The sequence below is a fragment of the Dactylosporangium roseum genome (assembly GCF_025264685.1).
GTDB classification, from domain to species: Bacteria; Actinomycetota; Actinomycetes; order Mycobacteriales; family Micromonosporaceae; genus Dactylosporangium; species Dactylosporangium roseum.
Genome location: NZ_CP073721.1, coordinates 3111377 through 3128648 on the forward strand (window position 1 = coordinate 3111377; position 17272 = coordinate 3128648).

Consider the following 17272-nt stretch of genomic DNA (forward strand, 5'->3'; position numbering starts at 1 on the left):
ATAGGGCGCTTATGCGAGGCCGCCGCCATCGACGACCAGGGCAGAGCCGGTGACATAGCTGGACGCGTCGCTGGCGAGGAACAGCACCGCCGACGCGATCTCCTCAGGCCGCCCCGCACGGCCCATCGGACGGTCCGCCGCCTCCGCGGCGAACGACGCCCATTCCGCCGACAACTGGCGTGCTTCGTCGCGCAGCATCGGCGTGTCGGTGTCGCCCGGGTTCACGGAGTTCACCCGGATACCCGCTGCGGCGTGGTCGATGGCCAAGGCTCGCGTCATGTTGACGACCGCCGCCTTGGAAGCGCAGTACGACAGGGCGTTGCCGCCGCCCTTGAGACCCCAACCGGAGCCGGTGTTGACGATCGATCCCCCGCTGGTCATGGCTGGGATGGCATGGCGGCACATGAGGTACACGGACTTGACGTTCACGGCCATCACCCGGTCCCACTCATCCGGTTCGATGTCCAGTGCCGTTGTCCGGCGGATGATGCCCGCGTTGTTGAACAGCACGTGCAAGCCGCCGAACCGCTCGACGGCGGTGGCGACGACACGGGCGCAGTCGGCTTCGTCGGAGACATCCGCGCGTACGGCGACGGCCCGGCCGCCGGTAGCTACGATCCGCGCGGCGAGCTCCGAGGCGTCCGCCAGATCGGCGATGACGACTGCGGCGGCCTCCGCCGCGAACAGCTCGGCCGTCGCCCGGCCGATGCCCGATGCGCCTCCGGTGACGATGGCGACTTTACCCTGCAACGCGTTCATATACCCTCGCTGGCTGAACTCAGGCGATAGATCGTGGTCTGTCGAAAATCGGTGATCACTGTCACGTAACCGGCGAGCGCCGCGTCCATCCGCGGATCGCCGGTGTCGGCCAGTAGCGGCCGTCCGCCGAGTGCGGCGAGTTTCTGCTGCGTGCCGAGCACCGTGATGGCCTCCAGCTCGCCCAACACCCGAAGACTGAGCTGCTGGTTTCCCCGGCCCAGCACGAACCCCTGGCCGCCGATGATCGACAGCAGGGCCTGCGCGGGACCGTCTCGGACCAGGGCATACAACTCGGCTTCCGTTACATCGGTGCCGACCAGCCGGCCGTCGAGCACGACGTCGACCCCGAGCAGGCTGGTCCGCAGGCCCAGTTCCCGGCCCACAGCCCTGGTGGTCGTGCCGGGACCTAGGACGTACCGAACGCCCTTGGCCATGCGGGCTACGCATTCGCGAGCGATCCCCTCGGTGGTACCGGGCGGTGTGCTCGCCTTGCGCCCGGACAACCGCGCGGGCTGGTACGGCACGGGCAGCGTCCCGTAGAGACGCTGCCCCACGGTGCCGTCGCCGGCACGATAGGCGTCCTCGTCGAGGTCGACGACCTCGGCGTCCCGCACGAGACCGGGGTCGTCCAGGTAGGAGGCCGCGATCAGTCCCGCCGCCGCCGGGCTGATCGCAAAGCAGCCGGAGTAGACCTTCACCCCGGCGGGGATGCCGAGCACCGGGCTGTCCGGCTCCGCGTCCAGCACGTCGCGGGCCGTACCGTCACCGCCCGCGAACATCAGCAGATCCACCCCGCGCAGCGCCGCCACGGCCGCGCGGGTGTGCGCCGCCGTCGTCGGCTCACCCGCCGCGGCGGCGCCGGGAAACTCCACGACGCGGGCGCCGGGGGCGCAGTCCGCGCCCATCGCACCGGGCACGGTCATGATTGCCACGCCCGGCCGGTGCTTGCGCAGTGCCCGCACAGCGGTCGCCGACCGTTGACCGGCGCGCGGCACGGCGCCGCGTTCCCACGCGCGCCGCTGCACGTGCGGACCATCGCTGCCCTTCAACGCGGCAGGCCCGCCGATGCCGGCGACGGGATTCACGACTAAGCCCACGATCACGACGACACATGCTTTCGCAGATAGGCGCGCCAGGTCGGCGACCACTGCCGCGGATCGTCCAGCGACGTGCCATCGATCTTGTGTATCGTCTGGTTGTAGGGCGCGCCCTTGACATACGCGGGATCCCGGCGCGCCTCGTCGGCCACGTGGGCGAGGATCGCGGCGTACTCGTCGAGGTCTTCCTTGCTGTAGGACTCGGTGGGCTCGAGCGTGAACGGCTCGGGCACCACGTAGGGATGGTGGCTGGTCCAGTAGTGCACCCCGAAGTCGGCGGCCCGGATGCCGATCTCCTCGGAGTGCACGCCGGTCTCCTCCCAGAGCTGCTGCCAGGAGTAGCGCACCTGTTCGACGCGCGGCTGGTCGGCCCAGGGCATTGAGGCGCCCGGGATGCGCAGCACCTTGTGCATGAGGTAGTTGTTGTTGAGTACCGCCGTCTCGGCGACCGCGCGCAATCCTTCACTGCCCATCGCCATCACCCAGGCGTACGCCCGCACGACGTTCGGCGTGACGCCGAGGAACGGACGAATCTTGCCGATACTGCGTTCCGGTGTGACGAGGGTGAACCCATCCTCGGTCCGGTCGACGGTCGGTCCGGGCAGAAACGGGACCAACCGCTGCGACACGCCGCAGGCGCCCGCCGCCGGGCCGCCGCAGGCATGCGGCGTCGAGAACGTCTTGTGCAGGTTGAAGTGACACAGGTCGAACCCGGCATCGCTGGCCCGGGTGATGCCCAGGATGCCGTTGGCGTTGGCCTGGTCGTAGCAGGCCAGGGCGCCGACACCGTGCACCAGGTCCACGAACTCCTTGATCCGCGGGTTGTAGATCCCGGTGTCCTCGGGGTTCGTGATCATGAGCGCCGCGGTTCGCGGCCCGATCGCGGCCTTGAGCGCCTCGATGTCCGGATAGCCGTCAGCGTCCGGCAGCAAGGTGATGACCTCGTATCCGGCGACCTTCGCGCAGGCGGCGTTCGACGGGTGCGAGAAGATCGTGGTGATGACCTGGTCGCGGTGGCTGTCGCCGTTCGCGGCGTGGAAGGCACGGATCATGGCGATGTTGGCGTAGATGGCTGCGCTGCCGGCGCCCGGTTGCAGGCTCACCCGAGCCATGCCGGAGATCGACCTGAGCATCTGCTCCAGCCGCCAGTAGATCTCCAGCACACCCTGCACGGTCTGCTCGGGCTGGGCCGGGTGCAGCTCGGCGATCTTCGGGTCGCGGACGAAGCCGTCGTTGACCTTGGGGCTGTACTTCATCGTGCACGTTCCCTGACCCACGTCGACGTTCAGGTCAACGCCGAGGGTCTGCTGCGAAAGGCGCAGGTAGTGGCGCAGTACGTGGAGCTGCGCCAGCTCCGGCAGTTTCGGCGGGGTCTGACGGCGGACGTCGTCGGGAAGGTGCACGGCAGGCAGATCGGCGCGGGGTACGCCGAGGCCGCGCCGTCCCGGCACCGAGAGCTCGAAAATGATCGGTTCGTCCCAGCGTGCCTGGTGGAAGCGCCGCAGGGCCGGCTTGGCCGCGATGGGCAGCTCGGCGAAGGATTCGGCGTGCGCGCTCATGCGCGGGCTCCCTTCAGCACTGCCCCGACCGCGGTCGCGAGCGTGTCGATGTCATCGCGGCTGTGCCGCTCGGTAACGCAGACGAGCACCTCACTGGCGCTGATCCGAACACCGCCGAAGATGCCCCGCTGGGCCAGGTCCGCCAGGAACGCGTCCGCGTCCGGGACACTGACGGCGAACTCACGAAAGTGGATCTCGTCGTGGCGCTCGACCGTCGCGCCCGCCTGCGCCAGCGCGGTCATCGCGTACCGGGTGTTGGCCAGGATGGTCTCGCCGACCTCGCGCATGCCCTCGGGACCCATCAGCGCGAGGTAGACCCCGGCGGTGATCCCCCAGAGCGCGGCGGCGGTGCCCACCCACTCCTTGCCCGCTTCGCGCACGGCGAAGGAAGTACGGTCGTAGAACACGTCACCGAAACCGTACTCACCGGGCACCGCCGTCGGTGCGATGCCGAACAGCCGGCTCGGGAATTCGGCCACGAGACGCTCCTCGTCGCGTGTGGCGATGAAGCCGGCCTGGCCGCCACCGAAGCTCTGGTGCATGCCGAGCGACTGGATGTCGCCGCACACGATGTCGGCCCCGTAGGTGGCCGGCGCCGCGAGGACGCCCAGCGTGATCGGATCGGTGCCCACGACGAACAACGCACCGCAGGCGTGCGCGGCCTCGGCCCGCTCGCCGGGATTGCGCGCGACAACGCCGTACATGTCCGGTGTTTCGAGGTACACGGCGCCGACGGTCTCGTCGAGCGTGTCGGTCAGCTCGATGTCCGGCGTCAGGTAGTCGCGGAGCTTGCTGAGCTTGTCCGGCAGGATCTCGCCGCTGAGCAACACCTTGGTGCGGCCGGTGTAGCGGCAGGCCATGCGCAGGGCGGTACCGGTGGCCTGGTAGCCGTCGTAGACGGGGACATTGACGACGTCCATCTCCAGCAGTTCGGCCATCATGCTGACGTACTCGAACAGTGCCTGGAACCGGCCGTGGTCCTCGTAGGGCTCACCGGCGTAGGCGGTCAGGAACTCGCTGCGGCCGTTGATCTCGTCGCAGACGGCGGGCACGTGGTGCGGATAGCAGCCGGCCCCGAGAAAGCTGAGCGCTTCGGTCGTGTCCGTGTTGCGGTTGAGCAGGCCCCGCATGTGGCGAATGAGACCGTGCTCGTCGCGGATCGGTGCGGGAAGATCCAGGAGGCGGTTGAGACGCAGGTCGGCCGGAATGCCCGCGTAGAAGTCCTCCACGCTGGCAGCGCCGATCTCCTCGAGCATCGCGGCACGGGTGACCGGCTCCGTATTCGGGATGTAGGGGTGAGTCACTGATGTCCTTCGGTGATGACAACGGCGTCGTACGCCGCTATTTCGGCGACGGAATGTCCGGTACGCAGGTCGATTCCCGTGATCGGGGCGGGCTGTGGCGTACCTGTGTGATTGAGCAGGAAGGTGTAGGGTCCGCGCCGGCACACCTCGACGTTCAGCGGCGCTTCGGCGATGCCCGCCTCCGCGAGGACGCCGGTGACGTCGTCGAGCAGGCAGCTAACGTAGATCGCGTTGCCCTTGCGGGTGATCGCCGGGCGGCCGTCGTCGTAGTGCGCCAAGACACTGGCCCCGGCAAGCCGGATCGTCTCGGTCCACGTGTGCGCGGCGGCGCCGATGCTGATGGGCTGGGTCCGGCCGTCGGGCAGCGGCACGAACTCCTCGACGGCGATTCCGAGCAGGTCTGCGAGGGGGCCTGGAGCGCCGCCGTCGTGGACCTGCTCGTTCTCGTCGACGACACCGCTGAACGGACCGACGATCATGGTACCGGTGAAGTCGCGCAGCACCTTGGCCTGCTCGACGGTGCACATGTAGAGGTTGGGCGCGATGACGACCCGGTATCCGCCGAGGTCGCGGCCGGGCGGAGCCAGGTCGACCGCGATGCCCCGCTCGAACAGCGGCTCGTACCAGGTGTAGAGCATGTCCTTGAGCTTGAGTCGGTTGCTGGGCATGGACTCGACCGCTTCCAGTGCCCACCAGCTCGACCAGTCGAAGAGCATCGCAACATCGGCGCGGGTGGTGTGACCCTTGACCTCGGCAAGTGCGCGCAGTTCCCGCCCGAGCTCGACCGTTTCGCGCCACTGGCGGGTGTCGGTGCCGGCGTGCGGAAGCATCGCGGAGTGGAACTTCTCCGGACCGTATTTGGCCTGCCGCCACTGGAAGAACATGACGCCGTCGGAGCCGTGCGCTACCGCCTGCAAGCTGTCGAGGCGCATTCTGCCCGGCTGCTTGGGCAGGTTGACCTCGCGCCAACTGACCGCGCTCGGCGCGGACTCAAGTAGCAGCCAAGGCTGCTGCTTGAGTGAGCGCATGAGGTCGTAGCTGAGCGCCACCTTGACATGTGAGACCGGATCGGCCGGGTCCGGGTAGGCGTCGTTGGAGACCAGGTCCTCCGCGGCGGCCCACTTCCAGTAGTCGAGCTCAGGCATGAGGCCCATGAAGTTGGTCGTGACCGGGACGTTCGGCGTGACTTCCCGCAGGATCGCCGCCTCCGTCTCGAAGCACGCGAGCAAAGCGTCGCTGGAGAACCGTTTCCAGTCGAGCAACTGGGCCGGGTTGCCCGGACCGGGTGCCTTCCGAGGTGGGTTTACCTGGCCGAACCTGGTGTAGTGCTGACCCCAGCAGGAGGTGCCCCAGGCTCGGTTGAGCCCGTCGATGTCCCGGTAGCGGGCTCGCAGCCAGCGGCGGAAGTGTTCTGCGGACTCGTCGCACCAGCAGCTAACGACATGATCGCCGTACTCGTTGCTGACGTGCCACAGCCGCACCGCCGGATGGTTCTTGTACCGCTCGGCGATCGAGCGCACCAGACGCTGCACCGCCGTCCGGAAGATCGGTGAGCTCGGGCAGTAGCTCTGCCGCGAACCGAACTCGAGTCGGGTCCCGTTCGCGTCCACGGGCAGCACCGACGGATGTTCCCGCACCAGCCACGGCGGCGGCGTCGCGCTCGCCGTGGCCAGATCGACCCCGATGCCGTTGGCGTGCAGCAGATCGAGCACCCGATCCAGCCAGCCGAAGTCGAACCTTCCCGGCTGGGGCTCCAGGCGCGACCAGGCGAACACCCCGACCGTGACCATGGTGATCCCGGCTTCGCCCATCAGCCGCATGTCGTCGTGCCATGTGTGTTCGGGCCACTGCTCAGGGTTGTAGTCACCGCCAAAGATCAAGGCCACTGGGCCCCCTCGTCACGGTCGGCGTATTTAATATGCAGAATACATAGCCCGTATTTCGTATACAGTCAAGAGGTAGTCTTGTGGCCGTCCGGGTTTGTGGTGGAGGAGATCCGATGGTGATCGAGCGGCGTCCGTTGCGCGACCAGATCAGGGAGGAAGTGCTGAAACGCCTGGCTCGTGGTGACTTCGCCGCTGGCGAGGAGATCAACCTGTCGGCGCTCGCCGACGAGCTGGGGGTCAGCCGGACTCCCCTGCGGGAAGCGCTGATCGCCATGGCGGGTGAGCGAATCCTGGAGAACGATCAGGGGCGTGGCTTCCGCTTCGCCCCGGTCAGTCGTCGGGAGTACCGCGAGCTCTGCGTGATATTGGCCGCCCTGGAGTCGCTGGCCCTGGAGTTGTCCGACCCAGCCCATCTCAGGCGTATAGCACCCGAGTTGCTCCGGCTGGCGCAGGAGTTCCCTGACACGGTCGCTGAGCAAGGCGTTGTCGATTCCCACGACGACGTATGGCACGACCTGCTGCTGAGCGGCTGCACCAACGATCGGCTCCTCGACCTCATCACCGGGGTCAAGGCCGGTATGCGCCGCTATGCTCACCTGGCCGTAGCCGACGAGGCACCGCTGCGGCGCGACGCCTCGGAGCACGCCACCATCGCCCGCCACCTGCTCGACGCCGACCTGCAAGGCGCCGTTGTCGTGCTCCGGGCCAACTGGGCCAACGGCATGGAGCGAATGCTCGAACTCATCCCTGAGTCGTGACGTCGTCGCCGACGTGCCGGCACCCGACGGCCTCACGGGGATCAGGGCTGTCGCCGGCATGCAATGCCTGACACGCGGAGGCCGGTGGGTCCTTCGCTGTGTGTGTCCGGCCGTGCATCGCCTCGGTCACGCCGACCGGCGGTCGGCGTGACCGAGGCGCTCGTTGCTCGGTTGGGCCGTGTTGGCCATGGTGTTCGTTCCGTTCAGCAGCCGGATTCATGATCCGCTGCTGGCGTGCCTACCCGGCGAGCAGGTTCACGCCCCAACGGCTCAGCGCACGGGTGATCGGTTCGTGGATCATCCCGCAGCCGCTGTTCGGGCCGCCGCTGAGGATGCCGTAGGCGGTAGATCCGTAGTAGACGCCGCTGCCGCTGTCGCCGGCCGCGACGCAGGTGGTGCTCCAGGTCATGCCGGTCAGGGTTCGATCCGGGTACGACACCGTGGCGTTGGTGGAGGTGACTTGCCCGCAGGTGTAGCCGGTGGTGGAGCCCTGCTTGCAGACGTACTGCCCGACGTAGTCGCGGCTGTAGGAGCGGATCGAGGTCTGCGGATACACCCAGCCGCGGGGCTGCCACCACGACGAGTCCTCGACGCGCACCAGCGCCGAGTCGCCGTAGTAGCCGAAGTCGTAGTCAACGGCGTAGCCCACGTACTGATAACCGTAGCTGTACGTGGGCACGTCGAAGTACGAGCCCATTTCCGCGCAGTGTCCCGCGGTGAGCATGTAGTACGACGAACCGGAGTAGGTCATGAACGCGCTGGTGCACCGTCCGCCGCCCATGTAGATGGCGAGACCGGACCGCAGGGGCGGATCACACGAGTACTGACCGCCGCAGTACCGCGGCACGGAGGGGCTGTCGTAGGTACCGTGACTGATCGCGCCACCGAACTGCCGCTCGGCCCACGCGACGGCCTGCCGCTGCGCTTCGGTGAGCGCGACACCCTTGGGGGCGTCCAACCGCACGGTGTTGCCGCGCACGTCGATGACGGCCTGCAGGCCGCTGGTGGCGCCGCGGTTCGCCTCGGCCAATCGCTTGCCGAGTGACTCGGAGATCCGGTCCAGGTCGTCGGCGCTGCGCTGTACCGTCACGGTGGTGGTGTCGGTCAGCCGCTGCGCGGCAGCCTGGCTGCCGACCTCCGGGGCGGATCGGGCGCCGACGACGGCGACCGTGAGCCGGCCCGCGTGGTCATGGTCGATCCATGCGCCACCGAAACGGGAGCCCAGCGTCGTCCGTAGCCGATCCGCGAGGGCGGCCTGCGTGTCCTGCCGGGCGATGCGGCGGCGGGCCTCCGCCGCCGTGATCCGCGCGTCGTTCGCGAGCTGTGACGCGGCAGCGTCCGCCGCTTCGCCGAGCGGGGCGGGTGGGGTCGCGGACGCTGGCTGGACGGTTACCAGCGTGAGTCCCAGTGCGATGACGAGGGAGTTGATGAGTTGTCGTCGCTTCACGGAACCTCCCTTGAGTTGGGTGGAGCCCGGCGCCGATGCCTGGGGGTGACCCGTCCCGTCGACGGGTCGGAACTCGTCGTGCCGGGGCGGGGCGGGGCGGGGCCGGGGGTCGGGTGCGGCCGTCGATCGAGACGGCGTTGTACGCCGCGGTCAAGCTGCCGTTGTATCGGGCTCTATCGATGCGGCTGCCTGTAGAATGTCACATGTCACATCGTTGTGCAACGATGTGTGGACCGGCCACCGCCACGGCACTGGCGGGTGCGTCCGCTCCTCGCTCGTGGAGCACCGGACCAGCGTCGGACACTGCCGGGCGGCGGATACGGCGGGCTCGCGCTCCGCGAGGCGTCGCGGCCACCGTCCGCGACGGTGACCCGCGGCTCAGCTCGTCCGGGCCATCAGCAGGACGGTGATCTGTGGTGCCAGTTGTGGCCGGCCCAGGTGGAAGCCTTGTCCCGTGTCGCAGCCGAGTTCCAGGAGCCGCTGAGCCTGGGCCGCGGTTTCGATGCCCTCAGCGTCGCCGTGCGGCCGAGCGGCTCCGGTGTGGCGATACCCGCACTACTAGGTCCGCGCCGATGCGATGGCCCGGTGCGGTGACGAACGGTTCCGCGCACAGCGCGTCCGCTGCCCGGACTGACCGCTGCCCGGAACCGGCGCACGATCCCCGCCGGATCATCGGCGTCCGGCACGAGAGCACGATCTCGTCCGGACGGCGTACATCGCCCAGCATGGCGTCGGCGTGCGGGTTGCCCGCCAGGATCGCACGGCTGTGCGCCACCGCGACCGGACCGATGTCGACATACATGACCCGGGCATCCGGGTTCGTTTGCTGCGCCACCTCGTGCACGTTGGCGAGGTCGGAACCCCACCAGCTCCGCGGGCGCCGGCCCGGATGACCGTCCCCACCGGACAGACGCGGGCACGAGACGTCCCTCAGGACGGCGTACTACGCGGGCGAGGGTGGGGCGTCGAGTTCTTCCCCGAGCGTGGCGGCCTCGGCATCCGCCGCGGTCGCCTTGTCGGTCTGATCGAGCTGCCCCAGACAGGCGGCCAGGGCGAGCAGGGCACGACGCAGGTCTCGTTCGGCTCGACGGACCCTTTCCTGCGCCGCCTCCACTTCCTGGCGGTGCCGCTTCCACAGATAGGCGGAGTCATAGCGAGGGTCGTCGTCCCAGTCGTCTTCGGCCTCCACGGCCCGGTGCCGCTCTCGTGCGATGTGCACGCGTGCGCGGTGTCGTTTCACCGCTTGGTTGCTGGCGGCGAGGGCCTTCTTCGGATGGCCCGACGTCAACAGGCGGACGCCGAAGTTGTGCCAGATATCAGCCAGCCCACCGTAACCGTCGTCGCGCCGCAGCCGTGACCATGCATCGGCGATGACCGCACATGCCTCCTCGGCCCGTCCGCTGCGGGCCAGCCGGTCGCTGAGCTCGTCCACCGTTTGGGCGAACTGGTACCGCGAGTCGTTGCGTCCACGCCAATACGCGAGAACCTCGACCGTCACGTCGGCCGCCTCGGTGACCCGGCCGACCCGGTCGAGCTGCTCCGCATAGGTGGTCAACGCGTGGCAGAGCTCGAGGTCGACAGCATCGCCGCCGGCACGCTCCAGCCGGCCACGGATCTCCGCGACCGCCGCCGCCGACGATGCCACCGCCTCCTCGCGGCGGCCGAGCCGGGACAAGAGCAGGGTTCGCCACTCCCTTGCCTCCCTGGACGCCACCTGCTCGGATCGATGCCGGTCGGTGACAAGCTGCTCGTTGACGACGGCCAGCGCCTCCTCGTAGCGCCCGTCGTCGACGAGGTTGCCGCGGAGCGCGGCCATCGTCTCGGTCATCGTGTCGGTGAACGCGCCCGGCCGCAGCGCGTCCAACTCCCGGTACGCCACAAGTTCTTCCCGGCGTGTGAGCGCGGCGAGGTCGTCCCAGCCCAACTCCGTCAGCAGTTCGGCGAGCCGGCGCAACGACTCCGGCAACGCGGCCGTGGACCGCTCATCGGCCTCGCGTGTCCGCTCGATCTGCGCCAACTTCTCGAGCGCCCACCTCAGCGTCTTGTCCGGCCGGACCAGACCGCGGTATCGCCTCTCGTCCACCGGGCGCTTGAGCATCTCCCGACCGACCACCTCGAAAACTTGCTCGGGCATCACAGTTGGATAGCACATCCCCGTACTCGGACGCACGCCAATAGTGACGTGACCGGGTGGCCTTCACGATGAGCGGTCCACCATGGCCGGCCGGTGCGGCGCAGCTTCCACAGCACGTGTGACCCGCCGCCCGCGCGGGTAGCGGGGCGCTCGATGCGCGGGCGCGCGGGTACCGCCCCACTGGGGGTTCGCGCTGCTGCTGCTCGCCCTGTCCAGGGCCGCGCTGCCCGTTCTGGGCCTGCTGGTGCTGCGGGTGTTCGACGCCGCGGGCCTGCCGCCGGCGCGACGGAGGCAGCGCTCCTGCTCGTCGCCTTCCCGCTCGCCGCGCTGCTGGCCTGCGCGCAGGTGGTGCTGTTCGTGCTCTGGCTCGCCTACTGGACGTACACCATCGTCTGAGGCCCGGTTCACCCGGGCCGGGACGGGTGGCGAGCCGTGGGTAGTTCGCCGTGCGTCCACGCGGCCCGGGGCCTCGATGACCGTATAGGAACGACGCCCGGCACCGGTGCGCGGCCGATACATGTGCCGTCACCGCATGAATACCGCCGGCCGGGTGTCCCGGACCGCGAGGGCGACGAGGTACGCATCGCCGGCGCCCATCGGCCGGCGGCGATGCGGGAGCCTGCTTCCGAGAACCAGACGCCACGAATTGCATGTCCACGCAGATCGTCGGCGTCTATGTCACCCCCGGTTTCGGGGATGATGTAGTAACCGCCGCGATCCGGTGGGCACGGCAGGAGGAAGAACTGGAGTACCGAGGCGTCGGTTGACCCATCCGCTCATGCCGGGCACAAGGCCCGTCCCGCCTCAGACTAAGCGGTGCGCTGGCCTGCGACAGGTGTACCCCATGCTCACCGACGGGCGGTGCCCAAGCTGGCGAACATCGAGACCGGTGAGATCTCGATCGCGCCGAAACTCAGCGACGTCTAGGGGCCGTCCTGCCGACTATGAAGTAGTTCGCTCCGCCTGTTTACTTGGCATCGATGTACTACAATGGCAGCATCATGTGGGCACGGCTGGTGGAGTCCGAGGAGTACACGTACGGTACTTGGAGCTATCGGGGCTACCGCACGATCCCGCTGAGCGACCCGGTGCCCCTGGCGCCACACCCTGTCGACGCGTTCCAGGGCACCGCGACGTGCAACCGCTGCGGCACCGCGATACTGATCCGCGTCCCCCGTCCGATCGGCCTCGGCTCCCGCCTGGCCCGGTACCCGCTCCAGGTCACGATACTGTCGGCATTCGTTGCCCTGGTCGCCACCTGCGCCGTCCTGCTCTTCACAGTGGAGGACCCGGACACCACCGTCCTGCTGTGGATGCTCATCGTGTTCTTCGGCTTGCTCGTGCCTACCCTCGGAGCGGGCAACGTCCCATCTGGCTCGCCCAGCCCGGGCCGCGCACCGACCCGGCCCGCACCGCGTCGCAGTCTGGTGGTGGCCCTCGCCGTGGCCTTGTCGAAGGCTGGTGGGCGCCCGCCGTGGCTGCCCTTGGCGGCGCGGCGGGCGACCTGGTCCGACCGCTCCGGGATGGTGCGGCGGATCCGCCGCTGCCGTAGCGCGTGGCGGGTCGAGTCGTGCGCATAGCCGCCGCCCGCTCAAGACCGACCGATACGACAGCGCGCCGCACACATGCTTCTGCCGGGCGTGCCGCGTAGAGCGTCGACGGAAGCTACGCCACACGCTCCGAAGGGTCAGTTCGTGGCCGAACGCGGGTGAAGACGGTGGTGCCCTGCGCCGATCTGGAGGTCCGGCCGGTTTGCGAGGCGTTCTCGGGGAACCGGCTGTCTGCCGGAGTCGCCAGGTCCGGATCGAGATCCGGATCTGGATCCGATCCGGATTCAGGTCCGGATCTCACCACGATTTCACCGATTTCCAAGGAGTAGGCGACATGGCGACTGTCCGAGAGAAGGTCATTCAGTATCTGCAAGACGCGCGCGCGGCGGAGTACGCCTTGACCACCCTGCTCGCCGTCAACATCGCCGTCACTCCAGAGGGGGAGGATCGGCGGAGGCTGGAGTCGCAGCGGCGACGGTCCCGCGAGCGGGTATCCCGGGTGTCGGACCGGCTGAGTGAGCTCGGAGCTCGCCGCAGCATCCGGCACCTGGGCATGGACGTCGTCCGGGTAACCGGCGGGCAGGCCGTGGCGTTGGCGACGATACCGGTGCAACTGTTGCGTGGCCCCGGCGGTGAGGAGCGGGTGTTGAAGAACGCCCGGGACCTGTGTGCGGCCACGGCGGTGGTGGACGCCAACTATCGGGCGTTGGCTCAGATCACACGCACCTGTCGAGACAAGATCACCGAGAAGCTCGCTGTCGACCTACAGGCGGAGAGTGAGGAGATGCTGTCGGAGTGCTACGCGTCCCTGGACCGGCTCGCGGAGGCGGTGATCTCCGAGGAGGTCGACGGTGAGCCGGTCTACCAGATCGGACGTATCGGCGCGGTGCAGATGCTGAGGCTGCCGCAGTTGGGGGAGAGCCTGCACCGGCTACGAGACGAGGCCGTTGACGTGCTGCGGTTCGCCCGGCGCGGGGCCGTGCGGCAGGAGGCACAGTCCATCATCCCGGACTACGACAACCTGTCGGTGGAGCAGATCCGTGACCGGCTGGCGCGGCTGTCCCAGTCGGAGCTGTCCACCGTCGAGGCCTACGAGGCGGCGACGCTCGACCGGGTGCCGATCCTGGAGGCCATCGGGCAACTGCACGGCGCGGAGCCGTGGCCGGGGTACGACCGGATGAATGTCAGTGAGATCCGTGCCCGGCTGCGGGAGGTTGACGAGGGCCAGATCCGCGCGGTGCTGGACTACGAGCGCGGCCACAAGGACAGGGCATCGATCCCCAACGCCCCTGAAGTCCAGGTCGCCGTTGCCGCCTGACACACGCCGAGCCCGCGAAGGGCCCGCCGCTGCCGGTCCTTCCGCGGGTCGGCGGCGGTGACAACTGGCGCAGGACCGCGTTCAGGTCAGTCGAGTGATGTGGTGATACCGCGCTCCCCTCCCATAGGCCGTCGTGGGAGGCAGGGCTCACCACCCCGTCGTGATCGGCGACTCGGTGCTGGTCGGTCCGCACACCCATCTCAACGGCACCCACGTCGACGACGAGGTCTTCATCGGGACGGGCGTGTCGATGTTTCCCGGCTCACGCGCCGGTACGGGTTGCGAACTGCGCATCAACAGCGTTTACATGTGAACTTCCGCCTGCGGCCGGGATCCGTGGTACCGATCGGTTGGATCGCGGCCGGCGACCCGGCCGAGCTGTTCTCGCCAGACCGGCACTACGATCTCTGGGCGGTCCAAGAACGTCTCGACTTCCCAGGCACGGTCTACGGCGTCGACCGCGGCACATCGATGCGTGAGATCATGCAACGCCAATCGCGTCGGTACGGACCGGATCACGGATAGCCGCCAATCCCTTCACCACGCAGACGCGGGCGAACGCCTCCCGGTGGCCGTCGGCGACCGCCGCGAGGAGCCGGGAATCTCCCGCGGATCCGGCGGCCGCGTCACCTACCACGACCCGCGTGTACAGCGGCTGGCCCGTGGGGAAGGGCGAGTTGGCCGATGCCCGCCGCTGGCGCTCATGGCCGTGCGGCGGTGGTCAGGGTGTGCCATACAGAGGGTCATGGGCATTGTGTGAAGGTCGCGTGACAATTCGGCGAACGGCCCGTCCGCCGGTGCCGGCCCGTCTACGAACCGGGCCGTCGTGGCCTACGCCGGCTCGGTGAGGTGCCGGCTTTCCATGACCTCACCTCGCCGGTCGAAAATTCGCTATCCGCGCGGCCGGAACAGCGCCAGGTGCGCACCGCCGGGGTCGGCGATCGTCACCGACGTGCCGGCCGGGCCTTCAGCGGCCGCCGCGACGACGGTGCCGCCGAGTTCGACCGCGCGACGGGTGGCATTGTCCAGGTCGTCCACCACGACGAACGGCAGCCACCGCCCGGGCGCGTCGCCGGCGGCGATCCCGGCCCACGGGCCGTCGCCGCTGGTGAACCAGGTCGTGTACGGGTCCGCGCCGTCGGCGGCGTCCCAGCCGAACAGGCCGGTGTAGAACGCACGAGCGGCCGCGGGGTCCGTGGTGAGCAGATCGAACCAGATGAACGGTGCCATGACTACGGTCTCCTTCCGAAGCGGGCCCCGTGGCCCGTCACACCGTGATTGATCCCGTGTGGGTGAGCGGCTCATCGGTTCTAAATGTCGTACCCGGCGGCTACGGTGGTTGCCGTGGAGTCCGAGGAACTGCTGGCGGCCGCCCGCGACGGGGACGGTGACGCGTTCGCCATGCTGGTGGCGCCGCACCGGCAGGCGCTGCACGTGCACTGCTACCGGATGCTCGGCTCACTCGACGACGCCGACGACGCCCTGCAGGAAGCGCTGGTGCGGGCGTGGCGCAGTCTCGGCACGTTCGAGGGGCGCGCGCCGCTGCGGCATTGGCTGTACCGCATTACGACCACGACGTGCCTGAAGGCGATCGGGGCCCGCGGCCGGACCCCGCAGCCGGCCGGTGAGCCGGCCTGGCTGCAGCCCTACCCGGACCGGCACCTCGACCGGCTCGACCCCGCCGCCGGCGACCCGGCCCTGCTGGCCGAGCAGCGCGACAGCGTCACCCTCGCGTTCGTCGTCGCCCTGCAGCGCTTGCCAGCCAGCCAGCGCGCCGTGCTGCTGCTGCGCGAGGTGCTGTCGTTCACCGCGGCCGAGACCGGAGCCCTGCTGGACCTGACCGTTCCCGCGGTCAACAGCGCGCTGCAGCGGGCCCGCGTCACGCTCGGCACCGTCCCCACCGCGGCCGTGCCGTTCGGCCCGGCGGAGAAGCAGGCCGCCGAGCGGTTCGTCGACGCGTGGCAGCGCCGCGACATCGCCGCGCTCGCCGCGTTGCTGCGCGCCGACGTGATCCTGTCGATGCCGCCGGAGCTGCTGACGTTCACCGGCGGGGACGCCTTAACCGAGTTCTTCGCCACCGTGCCCGCCGAAGGCCGGCTGGAACTGATCGACCTCGTCACCGTCCGGGCGAACGGCCAGCCCGCGCTGGCCGCGTACCTGCCCGACAGCACCGGCACCTGCTGCGGCTACGGCATCATGGTCCTCACCGTCGATCCCGGCGGCGCCATCGCCCAGATCACCGCGTTTCCGCTGCCGGGCGTGTTCGCCGCGTTCGGCCTGCCGGCTCACCGGTAGCCACCGCCGCGGCAAGCCAGCGCAGCAGCAGACCGAACGGCATCAGCGCATCGGCGCACCAGCCCACGAACGCCGGCGTCGTCACCGCCTCCGGCAACGGCTGTCCGCGGGTCACGTACAGCCCGTCACGCAAGGCGTACCGGGCCGCGGGCCCGCTCGGATCGATCCCCACCGGCATCCGCACCCGGGCCGGCTCACTCAGCTCGGCGCCCGCTGCCAGCAACGGATCGACGGCCGCGTCCAGCGCCGCCACCTGGTTCGCGTCGCGGAGGCAGTCGCGGTAGCGCTGCAGCCGCTCGCCGGACAACGCCGGCACACCGGCGCCGAGCAGCACCTCGGTCGCGGTCAACCGCACCACGAGCGCGGGATCCGTCCGGGGGTCGGCGTCACCGAGCCAGAAGACCAGATCCAGATGCGTCTTGTACGGCGGACGGCCCGGCTGGAACCGCAGATCGTTCGCGAGCCGGAACAGGCTCCCACCGACCCGCGGCTCCGCCCGCAGGCCAGGCGCGACCCGCTCGGCCAGCCGCGCGCCGAGCGCCACCACGAACGACTTCGACGGTTCCGCCAGGGCCTCGCGGTACACCACGCGATGCGCTTCGGCGAACGCCTTGCTGTTGTCGCGCTCCAGCCCGGCCAGGAACGCGAACCCGTCCGCGCCGAACCCCGTGAACCCGTCGGCCTCGATCTCATCTGTCCCGCCGGCGAACGCCAGCGCCTCCGCCAGCAGTGCCCGCCATCCAGCCGGGTCGGGGGCCGGCACGGCCAGCCATTCCCGGAACGTCCGTCCGGCCGGCGCGAACGGCGCGCCCGTCCCGTCCTCGATCAGCTCCACCACCCGCGGCCTGGCCAGCTTGACCAGCAACGCTTGACTTCGGCGATCGAACGAGGCGAAGAACCGGCCGTCGTACCGCAGACACGGCAGACCCATCATTGTCGACCGGCTCACCCCGGGCTCCGCCGACAACGGCTCGGCCAGCTCCCAGAACAACGACTCACCATCCATCGGCACTCCCCAGCACCCGTACTCGACCACGACACCACGTTTGATCCGGTCATGACCGCGAACTCATCGGGCCCGTACGCCACCACGAACGGCAGCGCGGCCAGGACGTGATCGGCGAGGAGATGGGCCGGCGGCACAATCCGCACGGAGCAGTGGCAG

General features: G+C 69.3%; 14 protein-coding genes and 1 pseudogene. 4 read left to right on the forward strand and 11 right to left on the reverse strand.

The window, feature by feature from the left end; genetic code table 11:
• Nucleotides 1-9: 9 nt before the first annotated feature.
• The 5 genes from Drose_RS14670 to Drose_RS14690 are packed head-to-tail and all read right to left on the reverse strand — an operon-like array spanning nt 10 to nt 6605.
• Nucleotides 10-759 (reverse strand): SDR family NAD(P)-dependent oxidoreductase, encoded by a 750-nt coding sequence (locus Drose_RS14670; protein WP_260728748.1) that lies wholly within the window; start codon nt 757-759, stop codon nt 10-12.
• On the reverse strand, nt 756-1862 hold the full coding sequence (locus tag Drose_RS14675) for an ATP-NAD kinase family protein (RefSeq protein WP_260728749.1): 1107 nt from the start codon (nt 1860-1862) through the stop codon (nt 756-758). The genes Drose_RS14670 and Drose_RS14675 overlap by 4 nt, the downstream gene beginning before the upstream one ends.
• Nucleotides 1859-3415: an aminomethyl-transferring glycine dehydrogenase subunit GcvPB gene (gene gcvPB, locus Drose_RS14680; RefSeq protein ID WP_260728750.1), complete on the reverse strand. Its 1557-nt coding sequence runs from the start codon at nt 3413-3415 to the stop codon at nt 1859-1861. The genes Drose_RS14675 and gcvPB overlap by 4 nt, the downstream gene beginning before the upstream one ends.
• A complete protein-coding gene (gene gcvPA, locus Drose_RS14685) occupies nt 3412-4719 on the reverse strand; it encodes an aminomethyl-transferring glycine dehydrogenase subunit GcvPA (RefSeq protein WP_260728751.1) in 1308 nt (435 codons plus the stop codon). The genes gcvPB and gcvPA overlap by 4 nt, the downstream gene beginning before the upstream one ends.
• Nucleotides 4716-6605, reverse strand: a complete 1890-nt coding sequence (locus Drose_RS14690) for a beta-galactosidase (protein ID WP_260728752.1) — start codon at nt 6603-6605, stop codon at nt 4716-4718. Before Drose_RS14690 ends, gcvPA begins: the two co-directional genes overlap by 4 nt.
• Nucleotides 6606-6718: 113 nt before the next feature.
• On the opposite strand from Drose_RS14690, the gene Drose_RS14695 reads away from it, so the two are divergent.
• A complete protein-coding gene (locus Drose_RS14695) occupies nt 6719-7363 on the forward strand; it encodes a GntR family transcriptional regulator (protein ID WP_260728753.1) in 645 nt (214 codons plus the stop codon).
• Between the two features lie 238 nt (nt 7364-7601).
• On the opposite strand, the gene Drose_RS14700 is transcribed toward Drose_RS14695, so the two are convergent.
• The 4 genes and pseudogenes from Drose_RS14700 to Drose_RS14715 all read right to left on the reverse strand — a co-directional run.
• Nucleotides 7602-8810, reverse strand: coding sequence for a S1 family peptidase (locus Drose_RS14700; RefSeq protein WP_260728754.1), 1209 nt, complete (start codon nt 8808-8810; stop codon nt 7602-7604).
• Between the two features lie 508 nt (nt 8811-9318).
• Complete coding sequence (locus tag Drose_RS14705) at nt 9319-9654, reverse strand: SAM-dependent methyltransferase (protein WP_260728755.1); 336 nt, start codon at nt 9652-9654, stop codon at nt 9319-9321.
• A 99-nt stretch (nt 9655-9753) separates the two neighbouring features.
• Nucleotides 9754-10944, reverse strand: coding sequence for a hypothetical protein (locus tag Drose_RS14710; protein ID WP_260728756.1), 1191 nt, complete (start codon nt 10942-10944; stop codon nt 9754-9756).
• 1399 nt (nt 10945-12343) lie between these two features.
• Nucleotides 12344-12535 (reverse strand): annotated as a pseudogene (locus tag Drose_RS14715) (IS5/IS1182 family transposase); the annotation flags it as partial.
• Between the two features lie 293 nt (nt 12536-12828).
• Between Drose_RS14715 and Drose_RS14720 the strand changes: the two are divergent.
• Together Drose_RS14720 and Drose_RS14725 are read left to right on the forward strand one after the other, a co-directional pair.
• Nucleotides 12829-13812: a hypothetical protein gene (locus Drose_RS14720; RefSeq protein WP_260728757.1), complete on the forward strand. Its 984-nt coding sequence runs from the start codon at nt 12829-12831 to the stop codon at nt 13810-13812.
• Nucleotides 13813-13972: 160 nt separating this feature from the next.
• Nucleotides 13973-14125: a hypothetical protein gene (locus Drose_RS14725; protein ID WP_260728758.1), complete on the forward strand. Its 153-nt coding sequence runs from the start codon at nt 13973-13975 to the stop codon at nt 14123-14125.
• Nucleotides 14126-14703: 578 nt separating this feature from the next.
• Here the strand turns inward: Drose_RS14725 and Drose_RS14730 are convergent.
• Nucleotides 14704-15042 (reverse strand): VOC family protein, encoded by a 339-nt coding sequence (locus Drose_RS14730; protein ID WP_260728759.1) that lies wholly within the window; start codon nt 15040-15042, stop codon nt 14704-14706.
• A 114-nt stretch (nt 15043-15156) separates the two neighbouring features.
• Here Drose_RS14730 and Drose_RS14735 point away from each other — a divergent pair, with 114 nt between their 5' ends.
• Nucleotides 15157-16107: an RNA polymerase subunit sigma-70 gene (locus Drose_RS14735; protein ID WP_260728760.1), complete on the forward strand. Its 951-nt coding sequence runs from the start codon at nt 15157-15159 to the stop codon at nt 16105-16107.
• Here the strand turns inward: Drose_RS14735 and Drose_RS14740 are convergent.
• Nucleotides 16049-17113 carry a DUF2461 domain-containing protein gene (locus tag Drose_RS14740; protein WP_260728761.1) on the reverse strand — a complete coding sequence of 355 codons (1065 nt, stop codon included), beginning with the start codon at nt 17111-17113 and terminating at the stop codon, nt 16049-16051. The two genes, Drose_RS14735 and Drose_RS14740, sit on opposite strands and share 59 nt — an antisense overlap.
• Nucleotides 17114-17272 lie beyond the last annotated feature (159 nt).

Excerpts from the sequence above, each read along its gene's own strand:
- Drose_RS14670 (WP_260728748.1), bottom strand. The coding sequence starts at position 759 with ATGAACGCGTTGCAGGGTAAAGTCGCCATCGTCACCGGAGGCGCATCG.
- gcvPB (WP_260728750.1), bottom strand. The coding sequence starts at position 3,415 with ATGAGCGCGCACGCCGAATCCTTCGCCGAGCTGCCCATCGCGGCCAAG.
- Drose_RS14695 (WP_260728753.1), top strand. The coding sequence starts at position 6,719 with ATGGTGATCGAGCGGCGTCCGTTGCGCGACCAGATCAGGGAGGAAGTG.
- Drose_RS14710 (WP_260728756.1), bottom strand. The coding sequence starts at position 10,944 with ATGCCCGAGCAAGTTTTCGAGGTGGTCGGTCGGGAGATGCTCAAGCGC.
- Drose_RS14720 (WP_260728757.1), top strand. The coding sequence starts at position 12,829 with ATGGCGACTGTCCGAGAGAAGGTCATTCAGTATCTGCAAGACGCGCGC.
- Drose_RS14730 (WP_260728759.1), bottom strand. The coding sequence starts at position 15,042 with ATGGCACCGTTCATCTGGTTCGATCTGCTCACCACGGACCCCGCGGCC.
- Drose_RS14740 (WP_260728761.1), bottom strand. The coding sequence starts at position 17,113 with ATGGATGGTGAGTCGTTGTTCTGGGAGCTGGCCGAGCCGTTGTCGGCG.